The organism is Limnohabitans sp. Rim8 (genome assembly GCF_943326455.1).
Lineage (GTDB): Bacteria > Pseudomonadota > Gammaproteobacteria > Burkholderiales > Burkholderiaceae_C > Limnohabitans_A.
In genome coordinates, this window is record NZ_CALPTI020000010.1 from 66,894 (window position 1) to 80,495 (window position 13,602).

Genomic DNA, 13,602 nt, shown 5'->3' on the forward strand with positions numbered 1-13,602 from the left:
GGTGCAGGGGGCTGATCAACGACCGAAGCCACGGCCTCCGCCGCCGCCGTTGCCACCCCGGTTGCCACCACCGTAACCGCCGCCACCGCCACGGCGGCCGCTGCTGGCCAAGCTGTCGATGCTGGTGCGTGTCGGGTCTGGCTGCCCGCTGCTGCGCACGGGCTTGCGGTTGGGCAAGTCCAGCCGCGCAAACTGCGTGGTTTTCAGGGGGTCAATGTGGCGTGGCAATTCGTCACCGTCGTTGCGGTGGCGGTCTTGCCCACCTTGTCCCCCTTGCGGGCCACGACCAGGTCCACGGCCATCATGACGCGGGCCCCGTGGAGGACGGCCTTGGCCATCACCGCGGTTCTCAAAGCGTGGATCGCCGCGTTGCTCTTGGCCGCGTCCGCCATCACGTCCACCTTCTCGGCGACCATCGCCCTGACCTTCAAAACGTGGAGCACCTTGGGGGCCACCTTGAGGGCCGTTCCGGCGTGATGGCGCTGGACCGTTGCGTGGCGCACGGGCAGGGCCTTGGCCCTCACCGCGTGCTTGGCGCTGGCCTTGGCCACCACCACCCACGGCGACTTTGTTGTCGCGGATGCGCTGCATCATGTCTTGGCGTGCGGCCTTGGCGGCTGCGGCCATCACATCGCGGCTTGGCGGCTTGCCTGCACCGCCCCACAAAGTTTGGCGACCCATGGCGATGGGCTCGGCCACCTCGCCTGGCTCGGGGCCAAAGCCTTCGAGCATCTGGACTGGAATTTCTTGTTTGGTGAAGCGCTCGATGTCCATCATGAAGCCTTCTTCGTCCAAGCAGACCAAGCTCACGGCTTCGCCGCTGGCGCCGGCGCGGCCCGTGCGTCCAATGCGGTGCACGTAGTCTTCGGAGACGTTCGGGATTTCAAAGTTCACGACGTGCGGCAAGTCTTCGATGTCAATACCGCGCGCGGCAATGTCGGTGGCCACCAAGGCGCGAATCTCGCCACTCTTGAAACCGGCCAAAGCCTGGGTGCGCGCTGTCTGGCTCTTGTTGCCGTGCAGGGCCATGGCTTTCACGCCGTTTTTGGTCAAGAAATCGGCCACGTTGTTGGCGCCGAACTTGGTGCGGGTGAACACCAGCACCTGGCTCCAATCGTGCTTCTGGATGATGTGCAACAGCACGTCTTTTTTCTTGCTGCGGCCCACCGGGTGGATCACCTGCGTGATGCGCTGAACCGTGGTGTTGCTGGGTGTGACCTGGATGCTTTGCGGGTCTTTGAGCAAGTTGGCTGCAAGTTCGCGGATCTCGTCACTGAATGTGGCCGAGAACAACAAGCTTTGCTTGTCTTTGGGCACCAAGGCCAGGACTTTCTTCACGTCGTGGATGAAACCCATGTCCAGCATGCGGTCGGCTTCATCGAGAACCAGCATTTCGATGCTGGACAAGTCCAAAAAACCTTGCCCTTGCAAGTCAAGCAAACGGCCGGGTGTGGCCACCAAGATGTCCACACCGCGTTTGACTTTGCTGATTTGAGGGTTCATGCCCACACCACCAAAAATCACGGCGGAGTCGAGCTTGAGGTATTTCCCGTAATCGCGCACCGATTCTTCGACCTGCGCGGCCAATTCGCGGGTGGGCGTGAGCACCAAAGCGCGGATGGCTTTGCCACCAAAGCGGTTTTGACCGGGCTCACTCAGGCTCAGCTTGTGCAGCATGGGCAAGGTGAAGGCGGCGGTTTTGCCGGTGCCAGTTTGTGCGCCGGCCAGCAAGTCTTGTCCGGCCAAAACGGCGGGAATGGCTTGTGCCTGGATAGGGGTGGGGGTGTCGTAGCCGAGCTCGCGCACCGCTTGCATGATGGCCGGGGCCAGGTTCAATTCTTCAAAGTTCATTTTCTGAGCGCCATGTCCGGCGCTGGGTGTCGACTCAATCAATGCTGTTGGCAGTGACCAGTGTGGGTCGACAGGTCTTAGGGTGGGCATGGAAACCGCAGGCGCTTGTTTTGAGCGATGCCCGGGTCAGGCCCCAGCAGGAGTGCTGATGCTGAAGCAACTGGAGGCCTCAACGGGGTGAATTGTCTCACAAAGCCAGAGAAGCCCTGACAAGCACCATTTTGACCAACCCGCATGCTCCTGTGGGTGTCATGGGTTCAAACCCCAATTCAAAGCGTAAAGATACCCGCCTAGACTGTGAACCAGACACATCCAACATCACCTAGGGAGACCCGATGCTCATTCGTCACCTCAACACACGCCGTCATCTTTTGATGGCGTCCACTCTGATGGCTGTCGGTCTGACCAGCTTGACTTGGATGGGGTCAGCCCATGCCCAGACGGCCGCATGGCCAGCCAAGCCCATCAAAATCGTGGTGGCCTTTCCACCAGGCGGTCTGACCGATGCTTATGCCCGCAACTACGGTGAGTTCCTCAGCGGTCGTTTGGGTGTGCCGGTGGTCATTGAAAACAGGCCCGGTGCAGGCGCCATCATCGGTATCGATGCGGTGGCCAAGTCCCCAGCCGACGGCTACACCTTTGTCATGAGCACCTCAGGTACGTTTTGGCAAAACAGGGTCTTGTACGCCAAGCTGCCCTACAACCTGGACAAAGACCTGACCCCAGTGACCGTGTTTCCATCCGGCCCGTTGGTGGTGGGCATCAACGACAAGATCCCTGCCAAGACCATGGCCGAGTTTGTGGCCTGGGCCAAGAAGAACAACACCTCCATGGGCACCTATGCGCCGGGTTCCTATCCGCACATGCTGGCCGATCAGACCAACCGCCAGCAGGGCACCACCATCCAGTCGGTGCACTACCGGGGTGAAGCGCCCATGTGGCTGGATGTGGCCTCGGGCCAATTGCAAATTGCGGTGGGCAGTTTCCAGGCGTTCAATGCTGTGTCCACACGGGGCGTGCGCGCCATTGGCGTGACCGGCAACTACCGCTCGCCCAAACTGCCCGATGTGCCTACGCTCACCGAGCAAGGCAACACCGAAAAACTGGTCACCCTAGAAGGCGGGCTGCCGCTGGTGGCCCCTGCCGGCACACCCGAAGCCGTGCTCAAACGCATGGCCGACGAGGCCGTGGCCTGGTCCAACACCGACAAAGCCGCCAAGCTGCGTGAAACCTTTGCCATCCCCAACAAACCCAAAAACCTGGCGGCCACCCGCAAGGACTGGGAGGCTGAAGTGCCCGTCTGGATCAAGCTGGCGGTGGATCTGGGCATCAAGCTGGACTGAGATCGCCGAAGTCGCGGTTTAATCTGGGCTTATGAAAAAAAGCGACCAATTGAGTTTTTTTGATGTCCCGGCCCCCGCTGCGTCCAGCGATCCCGAGACCATGGCCCAAACCCTGGCACAGCACCCAGACTTTCGGGTGCTGCGGCGTTTGGTGCCGCAGACCGATTACGGTCCTTTGAGCGGGCAAGCCACCCAGCGCGTGATCGTGCTGGACACCGAGACCACCGGGTTGGACAGCAAGAGCGAAAAGGTCATCGAGTTGGCCATGTTGTCGGTGTTGGTGGACACGACGACCGGTTTGCCGGTGGGGCCAGTCACGGTTTACGAGTCGTTTGAAGACCCGGGAAGGCCGATCCCGCCGCAGATCACCGAGATCACAGGCATTGACGACAGCATGGTGCAGGGCCAACGCATCAACGACGCGGCCGTGAAAGCGCTGGTACAAGAGGCTGATTTGGTGGTGGCCCACAACGCCGGGTTTGATCGGCCCTTTGTGGAGGCGCGTTTTCCGGTTTTTGCTGACAAGGCGTGGGCTTGTTCTTTTCAAGGCATTGACTGGAAAAAAGAGGGCAGCGGCTCGGCCAAATTGGAGTTTTTGGCGTCTGAGCGCGGCTGGTTTTACGACGCGCACCGGGCTCAGGTCGACTGCCATGCCTTGTTGCAGGTCCTGGCCTCGCCATTGACCGATGGTCAAACCGGCTTGTCGCGGCTTTTGTCCGGACTGGGCCAAACCCGGTACAAATTGAGGGCTACGGGGGCGCCGTTCGAGTCCAAAGACAAACTCAAGGCCCGCGGCTACCGCTGGGATGGCGAAGGCCGGGTATGGTGGTGCAGTTTGGCTTCAGACGATTTGCTGGACGCCGAGTGCGACTGGCTGCGCGAAGAGGTGTATGGCCGCCGCAGTGCACGGGTGCAATTGGAGGCCTTGGACAGCCGGGTGCAGTATTCCTCGCGATCAGGTCACGTGTCTGAGCGTACGGTCTGATTTTTTCCTTCAAACCCCGGCAAGCGGGGATAATGCCGGGTTGCACGCGCTGCAACCGCGCTTTTTTCTATTCAGGTTTACACATGGCTCAATACGTATTTTCGATGAACCGGGTTGGCAAGATCGTGCCGCCCAAGCGTCACATCCTCAAAGACATTTCGCTGTCTTTCTTCCCAGGTGCCAAGATCGGCGTGCTGGGCACCAACGGATCGGGCAAGTCTACTTTGCTGAAGATCATGGCCGGCATCGACAAAGAGATCGAGGGCGAAGCCATTCCCATGGCGGGCCTGAAAATCGGTTACCTGCCGCAAGAGCCCCAGCTTGACCCCAACGAAACCGTCCGCCAATCGGTCGAAAACGGCATGGGCGAGATCAAGGCAGCGCAAGCCCGCCTCGAAGAGGTGTATGCCGCCTACGCCGAAGAAGACGCCGACTTTGACGCCCTGGCCGCCGAACAAGCCAAGCTCGAAGCGATCATTGCCACTGCCGGTGACGCCTCTGACCACCAACTCGAAATCGCGGCCGATGCGCTGCGACTGCCTCCATGGGATGCCGTGATCGGCAACCTATCGGGCGGTGAAAAACGCCGTGTGGCGCTGTGCCGTCTGCTGCTCTCGCGCCCCGATATGTTGTTGTTGGATGAGCCAACCAACCACTTGGACGCAGAGTCGGTGGACTGGCTGGAGCTGTTTTTGCAGCGCTTTTCGGGCACCGTGGTGGCCATCACCCACGACCGTTATTTCTTGGACAATGCCGCCGAATGGATTTTGGAACTCGACCGGGGCTCCGGTATTCCCTACAAAGGCAACTACTCCAGCTGGTTGGAGCAAAAAGACGCCCGCCTGGCCACTGAGCAGCGCACCGAAGACGCTCGCTCCAAAGCCATGAAGAAAGAGCTGGAATGGGCGCGGGCCAACCCCAAAGGCCGCCAAGCCAAGAGCAAGGCGCGTTTGGCCCGCTTCGAAGAGTTGAGCGACCACGATTACCAAAAGCGCAACGAGACGCAAGAAATTTTCATCCCTGTGGCCGAGCGCTTGGGCAATGAAGTGTTTGAGTTCAAGAATGTCAGCAAGTCCTTTGGCGACCGTTTGCTGATTGACAACCTGAGCTTTCAGGTGCCTGCGGGTGCCATCGTCGGCATCATCGGTCCTAACGGCGCCGGTAAGTCGACCCTGTTCAAACTGATTTCGGGCAAAGAGCAGCCGGACAGCGGTGAAGTCAAGATCGGACAGACCGTTCGCATGGCTTTTGTGGACCAGAACCGCGACGACCTGGACAACGACAAAACCGTGTGGGAAGACGTCTCAGGTGGCTTGGACATCATCAACGTGGGCAAGTTCCAGATGCCTAGCCGCGCGTATTGCGGTCGTTTCAACTTCAACGGTGGCGATCAGCAAAAAAAGGTCGGGATGCTGTCGGGCGGTGAGCGTGGCCGTTTGCACCTGGCCAAGACCCTGATTGAGGGCGGTAACGTTTTGCTGCTGGACGAGCCCTCCAACGACTTGGATGTGGAAACCTTGCGCGCTTTGGAAGACGCGTTGCTCGAATTTGCCGGCTCCATCATGGTCATCAGCCACGACCGTTGGTTCCTGGACCGCATTGCCACGCACATTCTGGCCGCTGAAGGCGACAGCCAGTGGGTGTTCTTTGATGGCAACTACCAGGAATACGAAGCCGACAAGAAAAAGCGCTTGGGCGAGGAGGGTGCCAAGCCCAAGCGCGTGCGCTTCAAGGCACTGAAGTGATGCGTTGACCTGTTCATTGACCATGAAAAACGGGCCCCCTTGGGGCCCGTTTTTTGATTGGCTGACAAGCTTTAAGCCATTGCAGGAGCCTGCTCAAGTCTGCGACCTGCGATCAAGGCCGTTAAAAAGCCGTTGAACCATTGCATGTTCACAGGTTTGGCCATGAAGATGGTGCCTTCTGGCAGGCCACCTTTGGCAGCAATTTCATCTGCACTGAGGGCGGAAATCACCAAGCAGGTCATGCGTTGAAATTGTGGCGAATGCTTGAGGGTTTTGAGCAATTCAAAACCATCTACGCCGGGCATGTTCAGATCGGCGATGAGCACGTCAGGTTGGATGCTCGCCATGTCAATCAAGGCTTCGAGACCGGAGGACATGGCCGTGCAATCGACGGGCATCTCACAACGGCCGCAAAAGTCTCGGATCATGTCTCGGGTGACGGGATCGTCTTCGACCAACAACACACGCAGGCGATGTTCTCTGCCATCCAGCGGGCTCATCAGCATGTTGTGCTTTTTTTGGTAATCGCGAATGGAGAGCATGGAGATGCGGCGGTGACCACCTTGCGTCTTCCAAGCCTGTAGTTCGTTTTTTTCGACCAAGGTTTGAATGGTACCCACGGACAAACCCAGCAGCTTGGCTGCATAGGTGGTGCCGCAGTAGTCCTCGGGTGTGTCGGGGTTGTGTGGTGTTTGCATGGGTTTATTTTAATAACAAAAATATTAAACACAAAAAAATATAACACTTTATTGCGCTATATAAAGTGGTTAAACAAAACGCCAACTTTTTAAGAACCTCTTTGGACTTGGTCCCCCTTGCGACAAAGAGAGGTCCGTGCTGAGCTGGGGCCACGATTAACATGGCGTGTACTACAAGGAGACATTGAATGCCTGCCCATGCTGCTGTTTGGCCCGCCCGACTGCCTGCCCGTTTATCGGCGCCTGTCACATCCTTGTGGATGAATTTGGCCATCAGTGCTTTGAGATACCCCGAGAAAGCGGCCTTGGTTTTTATGGGTCGGGTCTGGAACTACCGAGAGCTGGCCGCCAGCGCAGAGCAGTTGGCAGGGCAACTCAAGGCGCTGGGCGTGCAATCCGGTGACCGTGTGGTTCTGGACATGCAAAACTGCCCGCAGTTGGTGATCACCCACTTTGCCATCTTGCGGATCGATGCGGTGGTGGTGCCGGTCAACCCGATGAACCGGGCCGAAGAGCTCAAACACTACATCACCGACCCGGACACGAAAGTGGCGGTGACCACCGCCGATTTGGCGTCTGAATTGGCTCAGGCCAGCGAGGCTTTGCCGCCCGAGCAGCGCCTTAAACACCTGGTGGTGACGCAATTCACCGATGTGTTTGACCCTGATACCGCCGGCCCCGAAGACATGCCCGAGGCTTGGCGGCCGTGGTTGTTGCCGGTGCGTTTTTTGCCAGAGCTGGCTTCGGGTCAGGTGCATGCCTGGGCCGAACTGATGGCAGCCCCCGCGGTGGACTTGCCGCCACCACTCGCCAAAACGGATGACCTGGCCATCTTGCCCTACACCAGCGGCACCACCGGCTTGCCCAAAGGCTGCATGCACACGCACGGCACCATCATGCACAACGCCATGTCCAGCGGCTTGTGGGGCAACGGCACCCCCGAAAACGTGACCTTGTGCGTCGTGCCCATGTTCCACATCACCGGCATGGTCAGCGTCATGCACACCAGCATTTTGCTAGGGGCCAGTCTGGTGCTGATGCCGCGCTGGGACCGCGATGTGGCGGGGCATTTGATCTCGAAATGGGCCGTGACGCACTGGACCAACATCCCGACCATGGTGATCGACTTGCTGGGCAGCCCGAACATGGACCGTTATGACCTGAGCAGCCTGGCCTACATCGGTGGCGGTGGTGCGGCCATGCCCGAGGCCGTGGCCCAGCGTTTGCTGGACCAGTTTGGTCTGCGGTACGTGGAGGGTTATGGCCTGACCGAAACCGCAGCCCCCTCGCACACCAACCCGCCTGATGCGCCCAAGAAGCAGTGCTTGGGCATCCCCTTCATGAGCGTGGAGTCGCGCATTGTGGACCCCGAGACCCTGGCCGAGTTGCCGCCGGGCGAGTCGGGCGAGATCGTGATCAGCGGACCGCAGGTGTTCAAGGGTTACTGGAAGCGGCCCGAGGCGACAGCCGATGCTTTTTTTGAGCGTGATGGCTACCTGTTTTTCCGCTCGGGCGATATGGGGCGGGTGGATGAAGAGGGTTACTTCTTCATGACCGACCGTTTGAAGCGCATGATCAACGCGAGTGGCTTCAAGGTCTGGCCTGCCGAGGTCGAAGCCCTGATGTTCCGCCACCCAGCGATTCAAGAGGCCTGCATCATCGCCACCCGAGACGCCTACCGGGGCGAGTCGGTCAAGGCGGTGGTGGTTTTGCGGCAAGACCACAAGGGCAAGGTGTCCGAGCAGGACATCATCGACTGGTGCCGTGAGAACATGGCCGTTTACAAAATGCCCCGCGCCGTGAGTTTTGTCGATGCGCTGCCCAAGAGCGGCAGCGGCAAAGTCATGTGGCGTGCCTTGCAAGAAGCCGAGTTGGCCGCCATGGGGTCGCCTGCTAAAACTTGAGTCCTTTTTTTGGTATGAGCCTCAGACTTTCTGTCCTTGACCAATCGGCTGCTGCCTTCGGGCGCGGCCAAGACGCGACCATTCGGCAGACACTGGAGTTGGCGCAAAAGGCCGAGGCCTGGGGGTATGACCGTTTTTGGGTGAGCGAGCACCACAGCCACCCCAGCATCGTTGGCAGTGCGCCGGAGGTGCTCATGGCCGCGATTGCAGCTCGCACCCGGCGCATTCGGATTGGCAGCGCGGGGGTGATGTTGCCGCACTACGCCCCGCTTAAAGTGGCCGAGCAGTTTCGTGTTTTGGACGCCTTGGCCCCCGGTCGCATCGACCTGGGTGTGGGTCGCGCCCCGGGCAGCGATGGGCGTACCGCGCAGTTGCTCAACCCGGACCGCCATGCATCCGAGCGTTTTCCGCAGCAGGTCATGGAGATGCAGGCCTGGGTGAGTGGCCACAACCTGCCGCCGGGCCACCCGGGGCACAACGTGTTCGCCTACCCGCTGTCAGAGACTGCGCCCACCGTTTGGATGCTGGGTAGCTCGGATTACGGCGCCCAGCTGGCCGCACATCTGGGCTTGCCTTATGCATTTGCCTATTTCATCACCGACGGGCAGGGCGCAGACGAAGCCTTGCAGATTTACCGCGAAACTTTTCGACCCAGCGCAGCGCTGCAAAGGCCCCATGCAGCCTTGTGCGTATGGGCCTTGGCTGCAGACACCGATGAAGAAGCCTTGCGGCTGTTTGAGAGCCGTGCCCGTTGGAAGATGGATCGAAATTCGGGCCGTATCGGAGCGCTGTTGTCGCCAGAGGAGGCGGTGCGCGACTACAGCCCCGCAGAACAGTTCGCTCTGGCACGACTGCGTGAGTCGGCCCTGATCGGCTCGGCCGCCACGGTGGGCCGCAAATTGCGCCAACTGGCCGCGCGGCTGGAGGTCCAAGAGTTGGTGGTCATCACCTGGACGCATGACCCTGCAGCGCAAATGCGCTCTTACGAGTTGCTCGCCCAAGAATTTGGATTGACGGCAAACTCGGTGCTTTGATTTTTATTTTTAGGATTTTTGACATGTTCACCACCGCAATCGCTGGCAGCTTGCCCAAACCCGCCTGGCTGGCCGAGACAGAAAAACTCTGGCCCCAGTGGACCACCCAGGGCCCCGAGCTGCAGCAAGCCAAAGCCGATGCCACGCTGCTGTGGATCAAGGCGCAGGAAGACGCGGGTCTGGATGTGATCGGAGACGGCGAGCAGGCGCGACAGCACTTTGTGCACGGCTTTGTGGAGCAGGTCGAGGGCATCGATTTTGTGAACAAAGTGACCATGGGCATCCGCAACAACCGTTACGACGCGCAGGTGCCCCAGGTCATTGCACCGCTGCGCCTCAAGGGCCGCGTGCATGCTTTCGAGGCCCAATTGGCCCGCGCCCACACCCAAAAGAAACTTAAATTCACCTTGCCCGGCCCGATGACGATTGTTGACACGGTGGCCGACCGCTTTTACGGTGACAAGGTGAAGATGGCCATGGCCTTTGCCGAGTTGCTCAACCAAGAAGCGCTGGCGCTGCAAGCCGATGGCGTGGACATCATCCAGTTCGACGAGCCGGCGTTCAACGTCTACATGGAAGAAGCCGCCGACTGGGGCGTCAAGGCACTGGAGGTGGCTGCGCGTGGGCTGACCTGCACCACGGCCGTTCACATTTGCTACGGCTACGGCATCGAAGCCAACAACAACTGGAAAAAGACCTTGGGTGACGAATGGCGTCAGTACGAAAAAGTGTTCCCTGCCCTGGCCCAAAGCAGCATCCAGCAAGTGAGCCTGGAGTGCATGCACTCGCATGTGCCGATGGAGATGATGAAACTGCTGGAAGGCAAGGATGTCATGGTGGGCGTGATCGACGTGGCCAACCCGGCCATCGAGACGCCTGAAGAAATTGCCGACACCATTGGCCGTGCTTTGCAATTCGTGCCCAAGAACCGATTGATTGCCTGCACCAACTGCGGCCTGGCTCCCATGAGCCGCGCTGTGGCCGAAGCCAAGCTCAAGGCCTTGGCCGAAGGCGCGAAACTGGCCAGTCAGCGTTACGCCTGAAACGACAAACGCTGGGGTGATCAGGGTCCTGCATCAGGTTATGCTCACCTTTTGTCCAGGACCCGGATCAACCCATGCCCCAACAATTGCTGCACCCCCCGCTGACCTCGCCCGATTGGCTGAACGCCACTTTGGCGGACCAAGGTTTTGCGGTACTCGGGTCGGCCAGCGTGTGCGCTTTGGCGGGCGTTCACATCGACGCGCTGAAGGCTTTGCAATCCAGTTGGGATGATTTGCCCCCAGACCAATACCTGAAGGACGGCGGCCGCTACCGCCGCCGCCGCCATGCCAGCTTTGAGCTGACCGATTCACAAGTCAAGGCCACCCCCCACCGGGCCCATTGGCAGCCCCTTTCTTATAACGCTTTGCATGGTGGCATGCAGCGCTGGTTCGACCCCATGGCGCCACAGGTGGTGCAGGCAGCCGCTTGGCAAAAACTCTTGGCTTGGTTGGGTTCGATCGCCTCTGCCGCCCAAGGCGCACAGACCTGGTACACCGAAGCCCACCAGTTCCGGATTGACACCACCGATGGCATTGGCCGTCCTACGCCAGAAGGGGCCCACCGGGATGGCGTGAATTGGGTGGCGGTGTTCATGGTGGGACGGCACGGCATCAAGGGTGGCGAGACCCGGGTGTTCGACATGGACAGCCCCCGAGGTCAGCGTTTTACCCTGAGTGAGCCTTGGTCGGTGCTGTTGCTGGACGACAGCCGTGTGATCCACGAGACCACCCCCATTCAGCCTGAACAAGACGGCGGCTGGCGCGATACGTTGGTGATCACGCTGCGCTCGGGTGGGTTTTTGGACGAACCTGCGATAAAAAACTGAACAATTTGCGCACCCCAAAACAAAGAGCCCAGTGTGAAAACACCGGGCTCTTTGTTTATGGGGGTGATCCCGGTACACCGGGACCAGCGGGCATCACATGCGCTCAAAAATCGCGGCAATGCCCTGACCGCCGCCAATGCACATGGTGACCAGCGCATAACGACCTTGCACGCGATGCAACTCGTACAAGGCTTTGACGGTGATCACAGTGCCGGTTGCACCGATAGGGTGACCGAGTGAAATGCCCGAACCATTGGGGTTGACTTTGGCCGGGTCCAGGCCCAGTTCGCGGGTGACTGCGCAGGCTTGGGCGGCAAAGGCTTCGTTGGCCTCGATCACATCCAGGTCGTTGACCGTGAGGCCCGCTTTTTTCAAGACAGCGTGCGTGGCGGAAATGGGCCCAACCCCCATGATTTTGGGGTCCAGACCGGTGTGAGCATAGGCCACCAGTCGGGCCATGGGCTTGGCACCACGGGCCTTGGCTGCACTGGCTTCCATCAGCACCACGGCGGCAGCCGCATCGTTGATGCCTGAGGCATTGCCTGCTGTCACCGTGCCGTTTTCTTTCACGAACACGGGCTTGAGCTTGGCCATGTCTTCGAGCTTGCAACCGGGGCGGAAATGTTCGTCGGTGGTGTAAGCCACGTCGCCTTTTTTGCTTTTGAGCATGACCGGCATGATCTGGTCTTTGAAGTAACCGGCCGCTGTGGCCCGTTCGGCACGGTTGTGGCTCTCAACTGCCAAGGCATCTTGCATCTCGCGGGTGATGCCGTATTTGGCCGCCACGTTTTCGGCCGTGACACCCATGTGGATGGTGTGGAAGGGGTCGTGCAGGGCGCCAAGCATCATGTCCACCATCTTGGTATCGCCCATGCGCATGCCCCAGCGTGAGCTCAGGCTCGCATAGGGGGCACGGCTCATGTTCTCAGCACCACCGCCAATGGCGATGTCGCAGTCGCCCAACAAGATGGACTGGCTGGCGCTCACAATGGCCTGAAGGCCAGAGCCGCACAAGCGGTTCACGTTGAAGGCCGGCGTGCTTTCGGCGCAGCCACCGTTGATGGCCGCCACACGCGACAAATACATGTCTTTGGGTTCGGTGTTGACCACATGGCCGAACACCACATGGCCGACGTCCTTGCCGTCGGTGCTTGCGCGTGCCAATGCTTCGCGCACCACTTGCGCGGCCAACTCGGTGGGGGCGATGTCCTTCAGGCTGCCGCCATAGGTGCCAATGGCGGTGCGCACACCGCTGACCACAACAACTTCACGACTCATGGCAATTCTCCAGTTTGAAAAGAAATGAAAGAACGGGGTTTATTCAAGCTTACGGCGCAGTGTCGGGGGTGATGGCTACAGTGGCCTGACAAGCGCCTGTTCCATCGTTTGAAGCGAACAGGGTTTCAACCCCTGACATCGGCCACAGGTGCCTGACCAAAGTCAGCCCTTGCCAAAAAGCGCAGCACCTGCTCGGCCGCCTGCTCTGGGCTGCTGAGCTGGCCATTGGCTTTGAGCTGAGCAAATTTGGATTGATCGGGGAAGGTTTCGCTGGCGGAGCCGCGCAACTGCACTTGCATGTCGGTGTCGATCACGCCGGGGGCCAGCGAGCAAACGCGTGCGCCATGGGGATGCAGGGCTTCGTCCAGCGCTAGGCAGCGGGTGAAATGGTCCATGCCCGCTTTGGCTGCGCAATAAGCCGCTTGGGACGCCATGGGGTAGCGTCCCAGGCCGGATGAAATATTGAGCAGCTTGCGGGGCAAAGCCCAAGTTTGGGTGGCCCCCAAAAATACCGCACTCAAAACCATAGGTGCTTCCAGGCCGACGCGCAGGGCTTGGGCCAGATCGGCAGGCTGCGATTGGCGCAGCGGCACAACAGGGGGGATGACGCCCGCGTTGTTGATCAGGGTAGCGCTTGCCAAGTGAGCTGGGTTTTGGTTTTGCAACCAATCCCGCAAACGTGTGCCGATGCCTTGAGCATCGGCCAAGTCGTGTGTCCATTGCAGCAAGGATGCCCCAGCTGTTGCAGCCGCTGCTGCCAATTCTGGGCTGGCCTGGCGAGAGATGCACAGCAAGCTGTGGCTTGGTTTGAGCAACTGCTGTGCCATGGCCAAGCCCATGCCGCGCGAGGCGCCTGTCAGGATGTAAAGATGTTGGTTCATGCCCCGATCTTAT

The 13,602-nt window shown here is 59.8% G+C and carries 11 protein-coding genes; 7 read left to right on the forward strand and 4 right to left on the reverse strand.

The features are described from left to right. Positions 1-15 precede the first annotated feature (15 nt). Positions 16-1,851, reverse strand: coding sequence for a DEAD/DEAH box helicase (locus Q1M54_RS08950; RefSeq protein ID WP_300556397.1), 1,836 nt, complete (start codon positions 1,849-1,851; stop codon positions 16-18). Positions 1,852-2,186: 335 nt separating this feature from the next. Here Q1M54_RS08950 and Q1M54_RS08955 point away from each other — a divergent pair, with 335 nt between their 5' ends. The 3 genes from Q1M54_RS08955 to ettA all read left to right on the forward strand — a co-directional run bounded on the left by Q1M54_RS08955 (position 2,187) and on the right by ettA (position 5,924). Next, positions 2,187-3,194 carry a tripartite tricarboxylate transporter substrate binding protein gene (locus tag Q1M54_RS08955; RefSeq protein ID WP_300556399.1) on the forward strand — a complete coding sequence of 336 codons (1,008 nt, stop codon included), beginning with the start codon at positions 2,187-2,189 and terminating at the stop codon, positions 3,192-3,194. A 31-nt stretch (positions 3,195-3,225) separates the two neighbouring features. Beyond that, positions 3,226-4,179: a 3'-5' exonuclease gene (locus tag Q1M54_RS08960; RefSeq protein WP_300556401.1), complete on the forward strand. Its 954-nt coding sequence runs from the start codon at positions 3,226-3,228 to the stop codon at positions 4,177-4,179. A gap of 83 nt (positions 4,180-4,262) precedes the next feature. Further along, positions 4,263-5,924 (forward strand): energy-dependent translational throttle protein EttA, encoded by a 1,662-nt coding sequence (ettA, locus tag Q1M54_RS08965; RefSeq protein ID WP_300556403.1) that lies wholly within the window; start codon positions 4,263-4,265, stop codon positions 5,922-5,924. Between the two features lie 71 nt (positions 5,925-5,995). Here the strand turns inward: ettA and Q1M54_RS08970 are convergent, their stop codons facing one another. After that, positions 5,996-6,622, reverse strand: coding sequence for a response regulator (locus tag Q1M54_RS08970; protein WP_300556405.1), 627 nt, complete (start codon positions 6,620-6,622; stop codon positions 5,996-5,998). A 188-nt stretch (positions 6,623-6,810) separates the two neighbouring features. Between Q1M54_RS08970 and Q1M54_RS08975 the strand changes: the two genes are divergently transcribed. The 4 genes from Q1M54_RS08975 (at position 6,811) to Q1M54_RS08990 (ending at position 11,430) form a co-directional block, all read left to right on the forward strand. Continuing rightward, a complete protein-coding gene (locus Q1M54_RS08975; RefSeq protein ID WP_300556407.1) occupies positions 6,811-8,526 on the forward strand; it encodes a long-chain fatty acid--CoA ligase in 1,716 nt (571 codons plus the stop codon). A 14-nt stretch (positions 8,527-8,540) separates the two neighbouring features. Continuing rightward, entirely contained in the window at positions 8,541-9,560 is a 1,020-nt protein-coding gene (locus Q1M54_RS08980) for an LLM class flavin-dependent oxidoreductase (protein ID WP_300556409.1), read from the forward strand. A gap of 23 nt (positions 9,561-9,583) precedes the next feature. Further along, positions 9,584-10,603 carry a methionine synthase gene (locus Q1M54_RS08985; RefSeq protein WP_300556411.1) on the forward strand — a complete coding sequence of 340 codons (1,020 nt, stop codon included), beginning with the start codon at positions 9,584-9,586 and terminating at the stop codon, positions 10,601-10,603. 74 nt (positions 10,604-10,677) lie between these two features. After that, on the forward strand, positions 10,678-11,430 hold the full coding sequence (locus Q1M54_RS08990) for a 2OG-Fe dioxygenase family protein (RefSeq protein WP_300556413.1): 753 nt from the start codon (positions 10,678-10,680) through the stop codon (positions 11,428-11,430). Between the two features lie 93 nt (positions 11,431-11,523). Here the strand turns inward: Q1M54_RS08990 and bktB are convergent, their stop codons facing one another. Beyond that, a complete protein-coding gene (bktB, locus tag Q1M54_RS08995; RefSeq protein WP_300556415.1) occupies positions 11,524-12,708 on the reverse strand; it encodes a beta-ketothiolase BktB in 1,185 nt (394 codons plus the stop codon). A gap of 125 nt (positions 12,709-12,833) precedes the next feature. Then, positions 12,834-13,589 (reverse strand): SDR family NAD(P)-dependent oxidoreductase, encoded by a 756-nt coding sequence (locus tag Q1M54_RS09000; protein ID WP_300556417.1) that lies wholly within the window; start codon positions 13,587-13,589, stop codon positions 12,834-12,836. Between the last annotated feature and the right edge of the window lie 13 nt (positions 13,590-13,602).